The organism is Microcoleus sp. D3_18_C2 (assembly GCF_036702395.1).
Classification (GTDB): domain Bacteria; phylum Cyanobacteriota; class Cyanobacteriia; order Cyanobacteriales; family Microcoleaceae; genus Microcoleus.
The window spans coordinates 8,053-28,269 of record NZ_JAUBTG010000069.1; the positions used below are offsets into that span (position 1 = coordinate 8,053).

Annotated in this window: 11 protein-coding genes; 2 read left to right on the forward strand and 9 right to left on the reverse strand. The window is 45.6% G+C overall.

What is annotated here, in order from left to right:
• The 3 genes from QUA88_RS26065 to QUA88_RS26075 all read right to left on the reverse strand — a co-directional run.
• Window positions 1-618 (reverse strand): PIN domain-containing protein (locus QUA88_RS26065; protein WP_333274573.1); only part of this gene is annotated, 618 nt, incomplete at its 3' end.
• Entirely contained in the window at window positions 615-965 is a 351-nt protein-coding gene (locus tag QUA88_RS26070; RefSeq protein WP_333058246.1) for a hypothetical protein, read from the reverse strand. The genes QUA88_RS26070 and QUA88_RS26065, both read right to left, overlap by 4 nt.
• Window positions 966-1,105: 140 nt before the next feature.
• On the reverse strand, window positions 1,106-1,336 hold the full coding sequence (locus QUA88_RS26075) for a DUF433 domain-containing protein (RefSeq protein ID WP_333058245.1): 231 nt from the start codon (window positions 1,334-1,336) through the stop codon (window positions 1,106-1,108).
• A 306-nt stretch (window positions 1,337-1,642) separates the two neighbouring features.
• Here QUA88_RS26075 and QUA88_RS26080 point away from each other — a divergent pair, with 306 nt between their 5' ends.
• Together QUA88_RS26080 and QUA88_RS26085 are read left to right on the forward strand one after the other, a co-directional pair.
• The gene (locus QUA88_RS26080; RefSeq protein ID WP_333274576.1) at window positions 1,643-4,222 is read left to right on the forward strand and encodes a zinc metalloprotease HtpX; all 2,580 of its coding nucleotides are present in this window, start codon (window positions 1,643-1,645) and stop codon (window positions 4,220-4,222) included.
• 1,094 nt (window positions 4,223-5,316) lie between these two features.
• Complete coding sequence (locus QUA88_RS26085) at window positions 5,317-5,883, forward strand: RNA-binding protein (protein WP_333274579.1); 567 nt, start codon at window positions 5,317-5,319, stop codon at window positions 5,881-5,883.
• A 286-nt stretch (window positions 5,884-6,169) separates the two neighbouring features.
• On the opposite strand, the gene QUA88_RS26090 is transcribed toward QUA88_RS26085, so the two are convergent.
• The 6 genes from QUA88_RS26090 to QUA88_RS26115 all read right to left on the reverse strand — a co-directional run bounded on the left by QUA88_RS26090 (window position 6,170) and on the right by QUA88_RS26115 (window position 19,486).
• Window positions 6,170-7,177, reverse strand: coding sequence for a tellurite resistance TerB family protein (locus QUA88_RS26090; RefSeq protein WP_333058242.1), 1,008 nt, complete (start codon window positions 7,175-7,177; stop codon window positions 6,170-6,172).
• A 308-nt stretch (window positions 7,178-7,485) separates the two neighbouring features.
• Complete coding sequence (locus tag QUA88_RS26095; protein ID WP_445300604.1) at window positions 7,486-14,085, reverse strand: CHAT domain-containing protein; 6,600 nt, start codon at window positions 14,083-14,085, stop codon at window positions 7,486-7,488.
• Between the two features lie 462 nt (window positions 14,086-14,547).
• Window positions 14,548-15,654, reverse strand: a complete 1,107-nt coding sequence (locus QUA88_RS26100) for a hypothetical protein (protein ID WP_333274585.1) — start codon at window positions 15,652-15,654, stop codon at window positions 14,548-14,550.
• Window positions 15,651-17,513: a CHAT domain-containing protein gene (locus QUA88_RS26105; RefSeq protein WP_333274588.1), complete on the reverse strand. Its 1,863-nt coding sequence runs from the start codon at window positions 17,511-17,513 to the stop codon at window positions 15,651-15,653. Before QUA88_RS26105 ends, QUA88_RS26100 begins: the two co-directional genes overlap by 4 nt.
• Window positions 17,514-17,544: 31 nt before the next feature.
• Window positions 17,545-18,705, reverse strand: a complete 1,161-nt coding sequence (locus QUA88_RS26110) for a DUF1822 family protein (protein ID WP_333055375.1) — start codon at window positions 18,703-18,705, stop codon at window positions 17,545-17,547.
• Window positions 18,695-19,486 carry a sigma-70 family RNA polymerase sigma factor gene (locus tag QUA88_RS26115; protein ID WP_333209067.1) on the reverse strand — a complete coding sequence of 264 codons (792 nt, stop codon included), beginning with the start codon at window positions 19,484-19,486 and terminating at the stop codon, window positions 18,695-18,697. The genes QUA88_RS26110 and QUA88_RS26115 overlap by 11 nt, the downstream gene beginning before the upstream one ends.
• Window positions 19,487-20,217 lie beyond the last annotated feature (731 nt).

Sequence of the window (20,217 nt, forward strand, 5' to 3'; positions counted from 1 at the left end):
AGGCTGACGCGCGGGTGGCCAGAAACCGGGTTTTTTCGATAATTCTTGGTTTTGATTCGTAGATTCGGCCAAAAACCCGGTTTCTTTGAAGGCTGACGCGCGGGTGGCCAGAAACCGGGTTTTTTCGATAATTCTTGGTTTTGATTCGTAGATTCGGCCAAAAACCGGGTTTCTTTGTCGGAGTGTGTCAGTCCTGTTAATCTTATCCCCCAAACGTTTTAATAACTCTTTAGGTGATAAAATTGGTAAAGTAGCACCGGCGAAATCTCCTGCATCGCGGGTGACGATCGCCTCCAAGTTATCTGACAGCGCACAAGCTAACTGCACGGCATCTTCAAAATCGGTTAAATTAGATGCAAATGCTATTTCCCAAACGTGGCGATCGACGGCAGATACTTTCATTAATGCTAGTGTTTCAGCAATAGCTTGCCTAGCGTGATCGAGGCTGCGAGTTTGCCTTCGGACAATGTAGAAGATATTTGTTAAGGTTGTTGCCGTTACATATCCCTCAATTTGCTCATTTTCGATCGCCTCAAATAAAGCATCAGCATCTTCTACAAACGGTTCTCGTTCTAGCAAACTATCGAGGATAATGTTGGTGTCTATTAATACCTTCATTTTAGGTATTTCTCCACCAAACGCTCTTCTAACATGAGTGCAACTTCGGCATCTGTTGGAGGTGGCGTATCGGTTTTTGCTAGCCCTCTGAGTCGCTTCGCCGCACCTTTGCGATCGGGCCGCAATCTAATTTCAAATTCGTCATCTGTTGCGGGTGGTGTATCAGTTTTTGCTAGCCCCGTCATGGGTTCCACAAAATCATCTAGCAGAGGTTGGCGGGGTCGGAGTTCCTGTCTGATGGACTCAACAATCGCGTTGACTAGAGCTAATCTGTCGGTAACTGATAGTTTGTGCGCTTCTCGGCTTAATGGCAGCCAAGGAATTTGGGGTATTTGGGATTCGTTCATATTTATATTTTGATATTTTCTGGGTGTATTTTAGCAAATTTAGGGCTGACGCACGGGTAGCCAGAAACCGGGTTTTTCCCTTGAATATTTCGTTGTGATTCGTAGATTCAGCCAAAAACCCGGTTTCTTTAGTAGTTTCATCACCCAACAACTAACATAAACTGCTCTCGTTTAGCTGCGAAACTCAAGCAAGCTAAAATATCCTGTTGCGTGAGATAGGGAAAATCCTCTAGGATTTCTTGATAAGTCATCCCAGAAGCGAGATATTCCAACACGTCATAAACCGTAATTCTCATACCTCGAATACAAGGTTGACCACCTCGCTTACCCGGTTCGATCGTAATGATCTTAGCGATGTCTTGGTCTGACATGGCATTTTTCCTTTAGCTACTGTTTTCAATTTTAGCATCAAAAAATAGAGATTAAAACCTGGCGATTGAAATCGCTTCTTGTCAAACAAAGTCCGCGCAACGCGAGACTAAAAGAGCAAGGAAGTATTTAACCACAAATTGGCATAATTCTTCAGTCCTCTTGTAGAGGACTTTAGCTTTGAGGCAGGGGTTTAAACCCCTGTCGGATCGTGGCGATCGCGCAATATCTCAGAAACAAATAATTTTAGTGAAATTATTTAAGTACCTGGCGGCAAAAGTTGCAACTAATGACAGCAAAATAGAGCTGTGTTAGAACAGTTATCGATCGACCACCCAAGCTATCTTAGAAAGGACGCGATCGCCAGCACTGTAATGGTATCTCCACCTAATTCAAATCAATCGGGTTCATCTGCAAAACAGTCTCTAGAGGCTGGGTTAGCTGCTTTGAAAGCGCGGGATTACGATCGGGCGATCGCCCTTTTAGAATCCGTTACCCAAACCGCAGCTAATCAGCCGTCGGGAATCCGCGCGCAGATGGGGTTAGTGGGTGCGTACAAAGCAACCGGTAATCTGAAAAAGGCGATCGCCCTGTGCTCTTCCCTCGCCAAAAGTCCCAACCCTCAAGTCAAAACTTGGGCCGATCGCGCTTTAAAAGAATTAACCCCCCCTCCCCCCCCAAAACCACCGGAAAATAAACCAAAATCCGCAGAAACTCCCCCCGAAACAGGCTTTGTCGCCTTTGATGCCGGAACAAAATCGCCGAAACAATCGATTGGGGGCGATGGCTTACGCCCCGCTTCGCTACGACCTACCGTAGACAAAAAAACAGGATTTTTACCTTTAGAGCCTGCTGTAGAGCCTGGGAACGCCAAATCGCAACCGATTTCCCCGCCACCTCCACCCCCCACAAGCCAGACTTCTGAACCGGAAAACTCGACCGAAACCGCACCCGAAACCGCAGAAATTAGCGGCGAAAATAGTTCCGCTTCCCCAACAGATATTCCCGGAGTCGCCAGCCCAGATATTACCACTTACCAACTCACTTGGCGCGACACCGGGCGCGCCAAAAGCCCGCGCCCGCTCAAACCGCTGAAGTTGCTGGAGTTTCGGATACAAGCCGTTGCAAGTGCGATCGCCCTATTTTTCCTAGCCCGGTTTATCCTGCAATTCCTGCTGACAAACACTAATTCTCTGTTGGTTCAGCTTTACATATTCACTAGACTGCCTATTTTCGCGCCGATTCAGCTTTTTTACCGCGATCCAACTCCGTTTGTTCAGATGGTTTTTGGATTGCTTTTGGCCTCGTCTCCCTGGCTGATAGACTCGCTGCTAAAACTGTTTTGCGGCATCGAAACCCTGCGCGGGTCAGTTTTATCCAAGCACAGCAAGGAAGCTAGTCGGGTACTGCGAAGTTATTGTACCAAGCAAAATATGCCGGTGCCGGTGTTGAAACTCTTGCCGCTGAATGTTCCTGTAGCTTTCAGTTACGGCGGTTTGCCCCGTTTTGCTCGGATTGCTGTGAGTCGCGGGCTGTTGGAACAATTGACGGATGATGAAATTGCCACGATTTTCGCGCGGGAGTTGGCCCATATCTCTCACTGGGATTTTGCGCCGATGTCGCTGGCGCTGCTGGTGATTCAGATTCCTTACTTGATTTATTGGCAGGTGGCGCACTGGCAAGAGCGGTTGTGTGATTTAATGACGATCGAGTTTTTGCGTTCTGCTGTTAAATTTGTGGCCGCTGCAATTTCTGCTACGAGTTACGGGATTTATAAGTTGTTGCGCTGGCCGATGTTGTGGCTGTCGCGCCGCAGAGTGTATTTTAGCGATCGCACTGCTGCGGAAATTACGGGCAATCCTAACGGTTTGACGCGGGCAGTGGCTAAAATTGCGATCGGCATTGCTGATAATATCGAACAGCAAAAACAAACTAGCTTTTTCCTGGAAAGTTTCGATCTATTGTTACCTGTAGGCGTTGGACAAGCTGTAACCCTTGGTTCTGCTGCATTACACGCGCCGCTAGAACAGATTTTGCTGTGGGATGTCAGCAATCGGGAGCGCAATTGGTTGACGGTTAACCGCGCGCATCCTTTGCTGGGAGAGCGTTTGAAGCTGTTGGCTCTTTATGCTCAATTCTGGCAACTGGAGACAGAGTTAGATTTGGTAGACGCGGGAGTGCAAGAACAACCCAGGAAAGGAAAATTGTCTCTGTTTAAGTCAATAGTCGAATTTAAAGATTCAAAACTATTTTTACAGGGTGCGCCGTTTTTTGGAATTCCGATGAGTTTGGCGATAGTCGGGGTGCTTTGGCTGATTGGGGGGATTTTTTCGAGGACGAGTATTTGGCAGTTGGATTGGCTTTGGGGCGATCGATCGATTATTTGGGGCTGTTTGCCGATCGGATTTAGCATCGGTACTTTGATGCGGATCAATTATTTCTTCCCGGATATTATACCGCGAGAAACCGCTTCGCCGAGTTTGCCGGAAATTTTGTCAAATCCTGATAGTTTGCCGCTGGATGCTGAACCGGTGCGGCTGGAAGGGCAACTTTTGGGTCGATCGGGTATGAGTAATTGGCTGGGACAAGATTTGATTTTGCAAACGGCGACGGGTTTGGTGAGGTTGCACTATGTTTCGAGGTTTGGCTACATTGGCTCTTTGTGGCCATTTTTGTTCAAAGAGACTACTCGCCCTAGCGATTTGATCGGAACATCTGTGGTGGCGACTGGTTGGCTGCGCCGGGGTGCTACTGTGGCGATCGACCTTGAAAGTCTCCGCAGTCAAGGAGGGAGGGTTAGTGACAGCGGACATCCGATTTGGTCTGCGATTTTGGCCTTTGCTGCTGCTTTTTGGGGCGCATACATTATTATCCAGGGGCCAAGGTGAGACGATTTTGGATTTTAGATTTTGGATTTTAGATTGAAGAATGGGAAATGACTTACTGCATAAGGGTTTCGAGGTTGCCTACAATTGCATTTTTTACAGGTATGAGGAATAGTTATCAGATTGCCGCACTCGATCGCGCACAACGCGCAGCCCCAGATGAGTTTTGAGTTAAACAGGGGATGGGCGATCGGATTCTGGAGTTGCTCCCTACGCACCCTACAGTCTATCCGTTACATCCGTTACATCCGTTACATCCCGTACATTGCTCGTTGCCGAACTTCCTTCGTAAAGAAAAGTTGCTTTTTTGCCAGCGGTCTGTTACATTAGTTTACATAAATTGGATTGAATCAAACAGCGCGATAACTTCAGTTGGCTAAAATCCCTTAAGGCATTGCGTAAAAATTGTCAACATCCCAACACAGCAAGTACAGCCAGCCGCTTGTCGGCTGTTTTTTTTCGATCGCTATTTTTGCTGTGCGGGATGAATTCTCAAAAGTGATTCAGATGTGGTTTCCGTTAAATACAGACTGAAATCTTCCTAAATAACTAGCTCTGTTACCAAGGCTGTGATACCTTTAAAGAATGCTCGGACTCTGCCGGGCCGGATTTAAGGGATAGTGGGTAAATGAGTAGTTCTCAGCATTAGGAGCGAGATTAGGAACGAGGTAAGATTACTGGCTGAAAAAATGTTAGCCATTTTATCCATCACTGTATTAAACTGAATACTGGCATTCCGATCGCTTACAATTGACATCCTTGGACATAAATTTCTAGACGGCGCTGGCTATAAACATTCTGAATCAAAACCGGAAGCAAGTAATACAGAATAGCCAATAGCCTAAACATTTGAGTGATGACTAAAAGTTTACACAACAACCTGAGATTTAAAAGCTCTCTGCATCGGCGGTTAAGTTCCGGCCTTATCAGAGTAAATCATCTTTTTGTTCTAAAAGGTGGGGGGAGCTGTCAAGGTTGGTGGGAGGAATGCGCCAATTCTCCGGTTATGTGGTGTTTGCCTGAAGTCAATATTCAGTTGACTTCAGGTAATTCTGTTCGAGCAAATTAATTAAAATCCAAGTCGGGAGGAATTTTTCATGTCTATTCGTCTTTATGTTGGCAATCTACCCAAGGAACTCGATCGCCAAGAATTGCAAGAAGTTTTTGCACCGGAGGGCGAATCTGTTACCACCAAGGTAATTACAGACCGCAAAACTGGAAAATGCCGAGGATTTGGTTTTGTGACGGTGCTAACCGACGAACAAGCCGACCAAGTTATTGAGAAATACAATGGCTTGATGTTCAAAGAAAACCCGCTGAAAATAGAGAAGGCATTACCCCGCTCTAAGGGTAAATCTGAGAAGGGCGAAGACGATCAGCAGCAGTCGCCCCAGTCACCACAGTTGGTGTCGGCATCGGCGTCTGTTCCAATGCCTGTGCCTGCGCCCCAGCAACAGCAGCGCTCGTCAGCTCCCCCTAGCCAAGGTGGAGGCGCCTCCAGCAAAAGCAATCGCCGTCGGGGTGACAACAACAAGTCTCGCCGCAATCAGTCAGCAACAACGGTGTCGAGCGCTGATTCCGGCTCGGTGCAGCCAGATCCGCGCTGGGCGAGTGCTCTGGAAGAACTCAAGCAAAGATTGGTGGAAGCTCAGACTACTAATTAGTCGAAAATGGCGGCTAATTGCTGCTGCCTCTCGACTGTGGTTGACTGAATGTATCTGGAAGTGCGATCGAGAATCGGTCAAAAAACCCTGTTGTCGATCGCACTATTTTATTGCAAAAAAACCTGTAATATCATGTCCTATCAATTACCATTAATATGGTAGGGGCGGGTTCACCAACAATACCCGCCAATAATTGACAATCTCAAAAACCCGCCCCGGCCGGGTTCTTACGGTCAATCGATCGCACCAGTCCCAATTCTTTAATCGAAAAAGGTATAAGTCCTCTTTATTCGATCGGCCCGAATTCGATTGTCTCAATAAACTCAAAAATCTTGTTCATAATTCCCTCAACTTCAGACTCCAGGGAACCCAATTCATCCCCCTCCTGATAAATTCGCTGACAGCTTACCGTGTAGCAAAAATCGTCAGCAATAAAAGCCATAAGTCCCCGGTAAGCATCCAACCGAGTCAGAGGGCGATCGTTTTCTTGCACCCTGATAGTTGCACCCCCAGGCAAATCTAAAACCACGAAATAAGCTTCTTCATCTTCTAAATATTCTGCGTGGAGTAACTTAGAATTGGCAACATTAGCAAGAATTGCCTGAGAAACAAAATTGTCGAGAAAAGACTTGAGATAACCTTCCTCGCCAACCGACTCGATTGTTTCTTCCACTTCACCCGCAACAGGGAAATAATCAATTTTCAGCAAAACGCCAAAGTCGTCAGAAAATGCGACACAGCTTTCTTGCTCATCAATTTTACCGCCTCGTTCCTCATCAACGGGAATGGGAACGCTAAAATTGCCTTCAGGAGATACGTACCATGCCGCATCGAAATCAGACTCTTCGCCCTCTACTTCCGAGTAAGCAGCAATTACATCCTCAATAATTTCTGCAGCTTCCTCGTCTTCCACACCTAATGCTTGCTGGAATTCCTGAAGAAAAGCCTGGTGCTTCTGAGCTATTTCGCCATCTGCGACAAACATTGCTGCGGTTATGGCAAAAGTATCCAATACTAACTCATCGGGCATGGATTGCCAAGCAGTATTAAATAATGCTCCTAAACCGTCTTGGGCAACAATACCGGCGAGTCTTTGAAACATTGCTGACATATCATCTTCCGAGTATTCAGCAAATATTTCTGATTCCCAAAGTATGCTTTCTAAGATATCAGCATCCGTATCAGGGGAATTTGCCTCCGCTGCCACAAGTGCTACCGCTGCTACGGATTCTTCTAAAGTCAAGCTTGCTTCGGATTGGTCTTCTGAATTGAATATTTTATCAAACTTGCCCACAGGTTTTGCCCCGCTAGTGTTGAGTTTTGCTATTCATAGCCAATTTATGACATAAAAAGATAGTAGTCAATCGATTTTAGATTTTAGATTTTAGATTTTAGATTTTAGAATTGACTTGCGCGAGATAAATACGTTCGGCAAGTTTCATCGGGTACAGGTTTTTTATTTCTGGACGGATGAATCACGTGGCGGGTATCCTGGATGCGGGAATTGTCAGGGATACTCTGGACGCCGGACACGGCGTAGTGCTTCCCTACAGATATCGCACCCGACACGGCGCTGTGCCGTTTCCCTACAGATATCGCCTATTACCAGGGACTGCCAATTATTGTGAATCCGGCCCAAAACGTCGGGTGTGAGAAATCTGCATTTGGTACTTGCGCCGATTGGGTAAGGTCGATCGCGCCTTCAGTCCCCCGCAATTGACCGTTTTTAATTAAAATTTGTTTGTGGATCATTGCCAGTTGAGCTTTTCTGAGCGCTTCAGCTTTAATGTTTTCCGATCGCAAATTGCCGTAAAACTCGGTCATCAACGCCAAAGTGCCGATATCATTAACTTTCCACAAACTCGCTAGCGCTGATTTTACACCACTGCGGACGGCCAGTCCAGCAAATCCCATTTCTGCTGTATTGTCCCCGATCGCAGTTTCGCACGCACTCAGCACTAATAATTCTACTTGTCGGCGATCGTACCACTTCGCCAACCTAAATTCATCTAGCGCCAAAGAGCTGTCCCACAAATCAATCTCAGCTTCTTTTTTTCCATTTTCGCCTTGAGGAAAACTGGCGTGAGTAGCTAAGTGAACGATTCCAAATTCCTGTTGTTCTCGCTGTTTTCTCAGGTTTTGCAGGGTAAATTCTTGATTGAGAAAAGAGCGACCTTGCCACAAGGGAAATCCTGCTGGATTTTGCGTTTCTGTTCTCCTCCCGGCGATCGCAGATAATTCGATCGGCACTGCTGGCAAACGCTCTTTCTTGGTGTGTGGAAACTCTGAAGCACCCATTGCTAAAACTTCGGCATTCAGCAAACTTTGATAATTGGTGTTAGTCAAGCTGATGCTGGGAATTGAACCTAGACTGTATTTTTCTATTAAAAATTGGTTGCCATCGTGTAAAGCTGCTATGGGCAATTGGCGCAAACCGGCATCAAATGCAAAAATGAGAGTGTCGATATTTAATGATTCTAAATTTTGAGAAATCGGTGCAACTAACCATTTGTAAAGTTCCTGGGCGCTTGGCAAATATCTTGTATCTTGCGAACCCCAAGGATTCCCTAAATATTCCTGCAAATATTTCACATTTTTCTTTAATTCTATTATTGTGGCAAGGGCGACTTTTTTGATAATTGGAGGGCCATCTGGAACTACTAAAATTAGCCACAAGTCTCGGATACCTGCCACAACGTAAACAATTACAGCTTGCTTCCCGGTTTCTTCCTTAATTGTTTTGAGAGTTTCTCTTAGATATTGAACGTTGATTTTTTTATCCGTGAAATTTTCCCCATAATAATTTTCGTAGTCTTGTTCAAAGAGTTGGTCAATTAAAGCAACAGCATCGTTAGCATTGCCTTGTTCTAAAGTTTGTTCTACGAGCAACCTGCTAATTGGTGAGGGAAAGAGATTTGGGATATCTGCGGGTGGGGGATTTTCTGCGATCGGAGTTGCTACGGGTGCTGGAGTTGGTTCGGGAGTTGGGGCGGGTGCTGGAATTGTTGCGGGAATTGGAGTTGGTGGCGGCGCTGGAGTTGGTGCGGGAATTGGTGCGGGCGCTGGAGTAATACTCGGTGAATCTTGAACTGGCGCTGTATTTATTGCAGCTATTCTCTCCCAAAGATCAGAAAGATTGACATCAAAGGGTTCAGAATTAGCAATCGGTAAACTAGGAGTTTGCACAATTATTTCCGGCGGAGTTTCTGCGACTGAAACAGTTAAATTGTCAGTAGATGTCTGTGTGGAAATTAGGTTATTTGCTTCGGCTCCCGCAATCGTGTTAACTGACGGGGAGTAAGGAAGTTCTAGGGAGATAATTGTTTCATTGTTACGCTTCCAATCTAATTCGGTATTTCCCGTTTCAGCATTTTGGTCGATCGAGGTTTGTGCTCCCAATAAATCGCCAATTAAAAAAGCTAACTCCTGTTGCGGAGTTTGGCTTGGGCTGACAGCGGGCGCGGGTACGATCGCACTTGTAGGTGCGGGTACGATCGCACTTGTAGGTGGTGGCTGAATCTGAGTTACAGGCTGGGTTAGAGAGGCAAGAGGGGCTGTGGGCGCGGGATTTGGCGCGTTTGAAGGTTGAGGGGCGATCGTAGGTTGAGTGGCGAGGGAGGAGAGGATTTGGGAAACAGAGGGAAGGGTAGGTGTCGAAGCTATGCGGGCAGCAGCGTTTGGGGTTGTGGGCGTTGAGGGCTGTGTGGGGCGCGCGCGGGGTGGCAGTACGAATGAAGCGGGCAATTCAGGTAGTTGGAAGTCGATCGCAAAATCAGGTATCGGATCGGGTGTTGCCGAAGGTGCGATCGAAGTTTCGGGTGTTGCCGAAGGTTCGATAAATATTTGGGGAATTGGGAAAGGTGCGATCGAGCTTTCGGGAGTTGGGGCAGGTGCGATCGAGCTTTCGGGAGTTGCCGAAGGTGCGACGGGTACACGCGGTGGGAGTTGCCGTGAGGGCGTGCTTGCGGGCGCTGGAGTCGGTGTTGGGGAAGGCGCTGGAGTAGCTGCGACTGTGGGTGCGGGCGTGGGAGTAGCTGCGGCTGTGGGTGCGGGCGTGGGAGTAGCTGCGGGTGCGGGTGCGGGCGTGGGAGTCGCTGCGGGTGTGGGTGCGGGCGTGGGAGTCGCTGCGGGTGTGGGTGCGGGCGTTGGAGTCGCTGCGGGTGTTGGAGTAGCTGCGGGTGTCGGTGCAACTATTGGCGGCGGTACGGAAATAATTTGAATGCGATCGACATCCTGTCTGTGAGTATAGAGATAGGAGTTATCCGGCAAAATTGTTTGAATAGGATTAGAATTTCCCCTAGTAATTGCACCCGCCGTTCCATTTGTGGCAGAATCACCGACAATAAACGGCGTTAATCCTGCGCCTCCGTGGCGGATAATTATAGTACCGCCGCTGCTATCTCCAGGACTTCCAGCCGTAGAAATGCTAGCATTGATGCCGTTGCTGTCTGTGAAGGAATTGAGCGATCGAAAAAACCTTCCCATCCGAATCTCGACATTGCCTCCCGTACCCTTGCCGAGACTACTTTGAGCGTTAATTAGACTCGCAGTAATATCGCCCGCAGCACTGCGGTTATAAGCCGTAACATTCCCTGCATTCCCCTTTGCCGAAGAGTCAATTTTACCAACATTAATACTTCCGGTAGCGTCGAGCAAAATACTGCCGCCATTACCAGCAGACGAGGTATTGATATCGCCCGCAGTAATATTAGTTCCAGCATTCAGATCGATATTGCCGCCATTGTTAGGGGAAGTCGCATCAAGATTTTTAGTTGTGATTTCTCCGTTCTCACTAAACAAAGAAATTCCGGCGGGTGAGGTGATATTTTGGGCGGTAATATTATTCGTAGTAATAATGTTAATTGCAGCGGCACTTTCGGGAATATCATCTTGAATATTGACGCTGTTGAGGGGAGTAACACTGCCCACAGCACCGCCAAAATCAACACTTCCGGCATCGGGTTGAACAGTCAGACTGTAAGGCCCGTCAACAGTAGACTGAAAAGTAATATCGCCAGTCTCTAAAATTTTGACCGACAGGTTATCACCTAATGTTACCGGAGCGTTAAAAGTAATGTTATTGCGGTTGGTTTCGATATTTCCCTTAGCAGTAATAGAGTCATTTGCCTTGACATCAATATTGCCACCAGTCACAGTAATACTGGGAGCGAAAGTGCGGGAATTAATATCAGATGTCGAAACTGTTCCGCCAGCATTTATGGTGATATCTCCGCCCTTGCCATTTGCCGCAGCGGTAATAATTGGGCCGGCAGTTGTGTCGATATTACCGCCGCTTTGAATGCGAAGATTACCGCTATTGGCGTTGAAGCCGCTTAATAAGAGAGCGCTACCAATTCCTGCTGTACTGATGTTGGTTCCAGCTTCGAGGGAAATATTGCCGCCGTTGTTGCCGCCGATCGCATTGATGATTCCTGCCGTAGTGTCGATCGCCCCGCCGCTTTTAAACGTGATTGAGCCGCCGTCTTGATTGCCGATCGCCCGGATGTCGCTGGTAGTAATATTTCCCCCAGCATTTAGATTAACATTGCCGCCTATATTAGTTTTAAGATCGGGAGATGAACCGTCATAACTTGTCAATAGCTGGCCTGTAGTAATATTGCCGTTGCTATTAGTAAAGTTAAGATTTCCACCCTGTATTCCCGATACTAATACATTGCCTATATTAATGTCACCGCTGGTAGTAGATAAAGTAACATTGCTACCGTTGCCGTTATTAGAAGTACCCGTGATCGCGGTTCCTGTTGTCGGTGTTGTGATGCCGCTGTTGGCTTGAATGGTAAGATTTCCAGCAGCGCGATCGCCCGTGACATCGATCGTTCCGGTATTTATGGAACCGGCAGTGCTCGTAAGTGCGATCGGGCCGCCGTTTTGATTCGCTGTTACAGTGAGATTGCCAGTCGTAATATTGCGATCGGCACTCAAAGTAATTGAACCACCATTTTCCGGTAGAAAAATCGTATCATTTCCTGAATCCTGAGAGCTGGTTGCATTTAATTTCCCTGTAGTGATGCTGCCTTTCGTGCTAGTAAAATCAACGCTCCCACCTTGCAATTTACCGTAGTTTAATACATCACCTGTTATAATATTGCCGCTGGTAGAGACAGTAAGATTGCCACCCTTATTCCCGTTGTCTGAAGAATTATTGATGTTCTCAATCTCTATATTGCCATTTAAGCTCGTAATAGTGATATTACCAGCATCAGATTTTGAATTGTCTTGACTCTCCGTTGTTAGAAAACCTAATCTAATGTTACCCCTTGCCTGTAATATTATATTGCCGGGAGTGCCGACAGCAGAGGGGCTGGCGGCATTTATTCTTATTGGTTCTCCTAGGGAATTAATAGCTCCCTGTTCGCTGATGATGGTAATGTTCCCGCTATTGCCTTGAGCTGTTAAGCCAGGAGTTCCCCCAGCAAAAGTTTCTATACAAACAGAGGGAATTACACAATTGATAGAGATATCGTCTTTTGCTTTGAGAGTAATGTTGCCACTATTATTGACTGCTGAAAAAGTACCTATATTTCCTTTAAGAGTAAAGCTGCCACCTGCATTAACACTAATATTACCGCCATTGCCAATCGTCGTAGGAACTAGAGTAGTAAGTTCTCCTGTAACAATGTTGCCTCCAGCAGTCAAAGATATATCACCACCATTATTATTAAACCCATTTGTTCTAACCCCTTCTATTTGAATGTCTCTTGTAGCTTGTAGAATTACAGGGCCTACGATAATAGCCTGACCGACATAAGTATCAATTTTTCCTACTACTTGAATGTCACCACCCGATCGCAAAATTACCGATCGCGAACTGCCCAAGATAAATTCATCTGTACCGGGAGAAGCATTAGCAAAAGTTGCATCGGGACTCGTAATTATGATATTTCCATTAAAAGTAATATTTCCAGTACCCGAAGTCGTATCTACCTTGATAGATGCACCCGTATATCCCCCAGAGGTATAGTCATTAGGCTGCATAATTGGATCGTACAAACTGGTAAAATTAGCAGGTTTGCCCGCTCGATCGACAATTGACATATTATTGCCACTGCGAAAGTGAGCATCTGTAGATATCATGCCATCACTCACTAAAGTCAGATTTCCGCCGCTGACAAATGGCGTTTGCGAAAGATGATTTAGCGCCAAAAGATCGATACTTTGATTTCCCTGAATGTAGAGATTTCCGCCAGCATTAGCCACAAACGGATTTGCCACACTATCGCGCACCCGCACAGTATCGTCAGCCAGCAAATTCAAATCGCCAGTTGTACGCAACAGACTTTCAACTAATGTCAAATTGCGATTAGCTGACAGCGTTGCAGTCTCCGCAGTTACTTCTTTAGCAGCGACATCTCCATTCTCTACCTGCAAACCAGAACCCGTTAATTCTATTTGCCCTCCAGCGTTGACTGTCACCCCCGTTGCACTTCCCCCGCCACCAGTCAACAACTGCGGCAAAGATGCAACTGGCAACACCCAATTTTGAGGCAAACTGCCCGCTACAGATTGCGGTTGAATCTCCAAACTCAACAGATTTCCCGGTTGACTAATTCTGACTAAACTCTCACCTGGAACCGCCGCAACAATAATATTTCCTCCCGGTGCAGAAAGTTGTCCCGTACTCAAAACCGTGCCGCCCAATAAAGTTAAATTTTGCCCTTGTCCCACTGCCAAATTGCCTAAATTGACAATTCCTCCCGGTTCCGTATTTGTAAAAGCAAAAGTATTAGGATTTCCGACTAATTGAGTATAATCATTAGTACCAGCCGCACTAAACCAGTTATTGCCAAAACCGATGCCCGTCGCAGTAGTCGCAGTGAAAGCAGCAGGCACGTTCAAACTGGCATTTGTGCCAAAAACAATCCCCGCCGGATTCATTAAAAATAAATTGGAATTGCCGCCAGTTATTTGAATTAATCCGTTAATCAGCGAAGCATCGCCGCCGACAACTCGCCCTAAAATATTGCGGATATTGGGATTTGATATAAAATTGGCAGTTTGCCCTTGAGTTAAACCAAATTCTTGGAAACTGTGAAATAGATTTGCACCGTCGCCGGATTGTTGGCCGCCGTTGATGTTGAATTGGTTGCCGCTGGGAGTAATTTGAGTATTAGTGCCGTCGGTTGCGGGGGTAATTTGGGCTGTGGCTGTTTGGGATGCGGAGAAAAGTCCTATTTCCCACATTGTTAAGGTGGTGAAGGAGAGAAAAGTGAGGAAAAAGCGGGGTTTTTTGTGTGTTGATTTCATGGTTTTGTTAGTAGATGATGTTTCGTACACTCTGATAATTGCGAAAGTCCGCCAGCGCCCTCTGACAGTCCCAAATTCCGTCAATCCGCCAGGGAATGAATTCCCTGGCTAATAGCGAAAGTCCTCTGAAGAGGACTGTAGAAAAAGTTTAATGTCAGTCCACTTTAGTGGACTTTTGCTTTGAGGCAGGGAATTCATTCCCTGCCGGAATTAACGTCACATCCCGCGAGTCCGCCAGGGAATGAATTCCCTGGCTAATAGCGAAAGTCCTTTGAATAGAACTGTAGAAAAAAGTTTGATGTCAGTCCACTTTAGTGGACTTTTGCTTTGAGGCAGGGAATTCATTCCCTGCCGAAATTAACGTCACAACCCTGCCGGAATTAACGTCACAGCCCCTTACTATTTCCTGTCTTCCCTCCTTTGCAAATCCCGCAATTGCTTCTCAATCTTTTCCACCATTGGCAAATCTCCCAAGGTTGTATATCCATCTTTTGCCATTCGCAAATATTTCATAGCTTCCAGATTATTTCTCATGGCTGAATGAACTTGTCCCAATCCGTATCGAGCGGCCGTCAACTCCTCAATATCGTCAGGTTTCGCGGTATTAATCACCTGGGAATAGTAGACTTCAGCCTGGGGAACCAGTTGTAGCTTTTCTAGATACAAATCGCCCAACGTGCGATAAATGGGCGGTGTTTTCATGCCTGTTTCTTGTAAATTTTCTAAAATTTCTCTTGCTTCGGCAATCAAGTTTGTGTTAAGATAAACGCTAGAAATGGCTAATTTTTTGGCGTTTTCGTTAGGTACTTGTTTGTCGATCGCCCCAACCTCACTTTTCACCCTTTCCACCTCAGTCTCATCCAGCAAGCTAAACTCGATATCCCCCTCCCCAACAGCGCTTTCTGAAGAAGCACCCGTATTCGCCTCGACAATCAATCGGTACCTAACACCCGGTTTCAGCGCCGGTTCCCCCGGATACACAGCCTCAGTACCGCTAACAGTCATTTCCCAGTTTAATTTCGCTCCATTTTCCCGGAGGCTCAACTTATAGCTAGTAGCACCAGCAACCGGATTCCACCGCAAAATTGGCTTGCTGTCGAGCAATTTCGTCCGTCGCGGACTGATAATATAAGGAATTGGCGCGCTATTCCAAGCAATTTTATCGTCGCCGCGATCGGGACATTTAATCAAGTCCTTGCTGCAATCAGATTTCGACTCTTGTTTCGCTAACAAACAGCTATTCAATTGATTTTCACTCCCTGCGATCGACTTAATTCCCAAATCTGCACATTGGATAGTCAGTTGTGCGTTTTGTGCTGTTCGCAGTGTGTCTCCCGGATAAATCGGCGTACCGCTGGTAGGGCGGACAATTAGCCCGTTTTGGCGCTCGATCGCAACTTCCCCGCTACTATGGATAATCAGTCCGTTGGATATTCTGTTACTGGCTGCTAGTGCGGTAGTTGCGATCGAGCTTAAAGCTATAGAAACTGCAATCCTGATTTTCACTTGATATTTCCTTTTATTCGTAAATGTTGTTTAGCACTTTGGATACATTGCTCTTGTTCTGGTACGCTAGATTTAGAATATTTAATCGTTTTTTCCCAGTGTTCTAACGCTTCATGGGGCTTACCTTTAGTTTCCATAACCCGTGCTAAAAAACAGTGAGCTTCCGGGCTATTGTCTGTCAATCCAATTGCTGTTTGAAAATCTATCTCTGCATCGTCATACTGCTGTTCTTTAAACCGTATCCAGCCGCGATTTTTGATACAAGCAGCTTTTACACCGTCGTATTTAGCGTGTTCTAAACAAAGGTTGATCGCCTTTAAAGCTGCTTGATGTTTATCCTTGCGAATGAATAATTTAGATATTTGAGCAGAAGCATCAGGAAGTCCTCGCAATACAGCATTTTGCATGGCCTCTAACGCACCGCGATCGTCATTCAATTCGTCGCACAACATAGCTAAATTATAGTAAGGCTGTGCATAATTAAGGTTAATTAAACTTGCTAATTTGTAGAATTTTTTCGCAATTAAAGGTTTATTTTGACGGTGGTTTTCCATGCCAATTTGATTAGCAACTGGGGCAAGTATCGGGCCCATTAACATATAACTGCTAGCGGTAGTAGCTAAACCGATTCCCAGGCGCTGCATCAAATTAGAAATAAAAATAGAGATATCGTTGTTTGGGCGATCGTCCACCACATCATCCGCAGCAGCCATCAAAGGGCGATCGCGCTTTAATTGCAGTAAAGTCAACCCATCAAAAGTTGGCTGCTGACAGAGCACTGGTATCGCACTCGCACCGGGAAACTGAGATTCCCATTTCTGTAAATAATCCTTAGCTTTTCGTACTGCTAAAAACAAAGGATATTCTTTGCTTAAATATCCGAATAAAGACTTAACAAAATCGTGAGCAATTTTATCTGGTATCGGCGCACGCATCACAATCATTGACGGTAAAGGCAAGCCTCCAGCTACTAAATCTGCTGCCAATTTGAGGCTAGAACACGAGTTTAAAATTAGCAACTCCAATCCTTGAAAAATTGATTTTTCCAACCCCTCTTTTAAATAGTCTATTGTGACAGTATTATCGCAATCTGCTTCATTAATATGCAGCCATCCATTGACAGCATTGCTATTGCTATGCCCGCCGTAATATAAAATCTGCCAATTTTTTTCATCCTCTAACAACTTCTCGCGTAGCTTTTCCGGTGTTGGCTGTTGCATAAATTCTAACTTGCAGCGATCGCCAAAAGACATTTGAAGACTTTTCTCATCTTGTTTCAGATCGAGTCCGTCACTATTACCGGAGACACATAAAATTCTACCTCGCGAAGGCAGAGGCATTCCGCCTGTAGTTGCCTTTTTGAGAGCTTTTCTATACTGGGACGGACTTTTAATTATTTCACAGTTTTTGTAATCTTCGCGAAATTTCCACGCATCCCAAGGCAGATGCCAATTTTCCGAATCTTTGATTTCGAGAAATACTTCAAAGCACCGATCTCGACCACCAAACGCATCAACTACATTTCTAAAATTATGCTCAATTCCCGCATAAAACTCCTCACTACTCAGCCACAGCCTCATAGATTCATTCAAATATTGATAGATCAATTGAGGATTATCTTCACAAATATTGGTTGTCCCTGTAGCCTTAACTTTAATTCTAGAAAGGATGTTGCTAGATTTTCCCGCACGACAAATAAGTTGCCATCTTTTTTGCAGATCGTCAACTTCCGGGGCTGGTGGCAAACTTCCTTTAAATTTATGAACAGTTGTTTGGTTTTCTTGAAACTCCCCTGTGATGTCGGGAAAACCCTTGTGTAAATCCCCAATCCCTAAACCCAAGATAAATCTTAAGCTCATAAATTAGACGCGAGTAGAGTTAATCGAGATATCATACCACAAAATTTTCTGTGACGCTGAAATCATCTAAAGCTACTCGAATACTAAAACTCTCGTCTCGATCGACCTCAATATCCTTCAGCAAAATGTACCTCTCCTGAATCCTTGATTGTGACTCGGTTAGATTTTTACCGATGTCGGAGATTAAGGAAAGTTTAATATTCTGGGGCAGGTAACGTTCTCCGATCGCCGGATGCAGTTGAACGTGAACTCTGACAGTGCGATCGCTCTCTTCAGCAATCGCCACCAACAAAGCCACCGTTGTCCTTCCCAGCCGCATTCCCAAGTCAATCAACTTAGCCCGCGTGACATCGGCTTCGGGAAACCTATTGATGCTACTTTGACTGCTCTGTAACGCAGATTCTTCTCTCGAATTTCCACCTCCTCGTAATGCAAAACTGGGGGTTTCGTCAGGAGAAATCAAGTTTTTTAAATTTTGTTTACCTCGATCCAATTGCTGCAAACATCTGTCTACAAAATTTTGCCACCAATTGCCTAACTGAGATTCAACCGGATTTTGAATCTCCACCTGAGAAGTTTGTGTCTGCTGGTTAAATACCGCTTCAAAAGGCAGCCAATCAGCCGTAAATACATTCATCAACCACTGACTGAGGTTAATTTGAGATTCCAACAAATGTTCTAGATGCCCTAAAAAATCATCCAGGGAATGCAATTCGCTCAATACTAATTCCCCCGCATCCGCATTGGGAGAAAAACCAAGCAATCTCGCTTCCTTTTCCTCCTCATCAATTTCTACAGCAATATAGCCAATGCGTTCTGCCCTTGCTTCCACCGGCACCGGGCAAATCTCAGGCGGATGTGCAGATGAATTCTGGTTGCCAGTTTCTTGAGTTTGAGGTCGATTTTTAATTGGACGGCATTCGATTTTTCCCAATCCTTTAACATACAAATCTCCCGCATCTGCAAACAGGCGAATTACGGGATTCCAGCTATCGCATTCAGTCAAGTCAGTCTCAATATCGATGATTTTTAGATAATCGCGAACTGCCAGCACTGCCAAAGTATTGAGATAAACTTGCTCGTGCCTTTGCGGGTGGCGCTGTTGGGTGGCAAACTGCTGAGCAACTTGCAGTGCCTTCTGAGTAATTGGCATTGGCAAAGATTCGATTTCCCAAAGGTTGTTATGGTTCATTGTTTTGGTACACTCCTGGTATATTTAAAGTTTGATATCCTTGGTCTTCGCAAAATTTTTGCAGCAGATGACGGCAGTCATTGTTGAACAATTGATATAAAGTAGAATGGGCGCAGCCAAACTCTTTGGCGAGTTCTTTAAGACTTTGACCGTACAAACATTTTCGCTGCAATAAAACTTGACAATTTATCTGCGGTTTGCCTCTAACGTGTCTGCTTTTTAACTCGTTATTTGGATCGGTTTCTATCCATGCGAGAAGTTCGTCCAAATAGAAACTTACATCATAATCGGCGGCGAGATAGTCAATGGGATTGATGGTTTCTTTGTCTTGTTTTCCTTCTGAGGACGCTATTCGACGGCGGTTTGGTGTCTCACTTTCTTTTATTGGGGCCAGACGACAATCAAAAAGCCGCCTTTCGAGATAGCTATTTAACCAAGTAGTAATCAGGCTTTCTTCGGGATCGTAAGGTCGTTTTGCTGTGGTAGCTTCACATAAATTTCGATTGAGATAGATCCAGGTTTCTTGCAATGCCTCTTCATAGTAAGGTGTTTTTGGTTTCCAGAGTTTGCCGGATTTGATAATCTCTCGAATTAGTTGATTCAAGAAACGACTTCGCCTGATACTGCCGGGGGGCTGCTGGCAAGCTTTGGTGACGAGTTCGACGATTTGCTGGTGTGCGGGATCTCGATCGAACTTTTCCGATTTTACTGAGCACCCAACAGCATCGGTTTCGTCGGATAAGTGGTCTTCCCCCTCGGAGGGGTTGGATTTATCAGTCATAGTTAAGTGCGGCCGCAACTTTGTTCCTACATTTATTTATCAGGGTAAGTTGGAGGAATTTATGCGAAATTCAGAAATTTTTTTCAGAGGATGGTTGAAAGTCTTGCTGTGCGGTGGATTGGGCAGTTGAATTAGATGTGAATTTTTGTTAAGACGCATCAAAACCTGCATAAACCGGGTTTTTGCGATTTATGCAGGTTTGTAACGAAGTCTTCTGCGAAAAACCCGGTTTATGACCACCCGTGCGTTATTCGATCGCCCTTAAATCCCCAAAACACCCGTGGTTCCGTACTTCCACGCAGTCTTTGCCAAACTCGACAAAAAAAACTGGAGAGTTTTGCATAAAACTACCGAGCTCACCCTGATAAATAAATAGAAAGAACAAAAAGGCTTGAGGGGCGATCGATCTTTAGTGTTAACAAGCAGATCGATCGCGCAATCCGGCTATCTCGCAATCCCGAACTCCGGCTCTTGTTGAAACAAGAGCCTCAAAGCGAAAGTCGTCGGTCGCCGACTGAAGAATTTACCAGTCCTCTTTGAGAGGACTTTCGCTATGAGGCGGGGAATTCATTCCCCGCCGGATTCTGGGAAAGCGCGTTATTCGATCGCCCTTAAATCCCCAAAACACCCGTGGTTCCGTACTTCCACGCAGTGTTTGCCAAACTCGACAAAAAAAACTGGAGAGTTTTGCATAAAACTACCGAGCTCACCCTGATAAATAAATAGAAAGA

Bases quoted from the DNA above. Each gene is read 5' to 3' on its own strand.
- QUA88_RS26070 (WP_333058246.1), bottom strand. From the start codon at position 965: ATGAACGAATCCCAAATACCCCAAATTCCTTGGCTGCCATTAAGCCGA.
- QUA88_RS26075 (WP_333058245.1), bottom strand. From the start codon at position 1,336: ATGTCAGACCAAGACATCGCTAAGATCATTACGATCGAACCGGGTAAG.
- QUA88_RS26085 (WP_333274579.1), top strand. From the start codon at position 5,317: ATGTCTATTCGTCTTTATGTTGGCAATCTACCCAAGGAACTCGATCGC.
- QUA88_RS26095 (WP_445300604.1), bottom strand. From the start codon at position 14,085: ATGTGGGAAATAGGACTTTTCTCCGCATCCCAAACAGCCACAGCCCAA.
- QUA88_RS26105 (WP_333274588.1), bottom strand. From the start codon at position 17,513: ATGAGCTTAAGATTTATCTTGGGTTTAGGGATTGGGGATTTACACAAG.
- QUA88_RS26110 (WP_333055375.1), bottom strand. From the start codon at position 18,705: ATGAACCATAACAACCTTTGGGAAATCGAATCTTTGCCAATGCCAATT.
- QUA88_RS26115 (WP_333209067.1), bottom strand. From the start codon at position 19,486: ATGACTGATAAATCCAACCCCTCCGAGGGGGAAGACCACTTATCCGAC.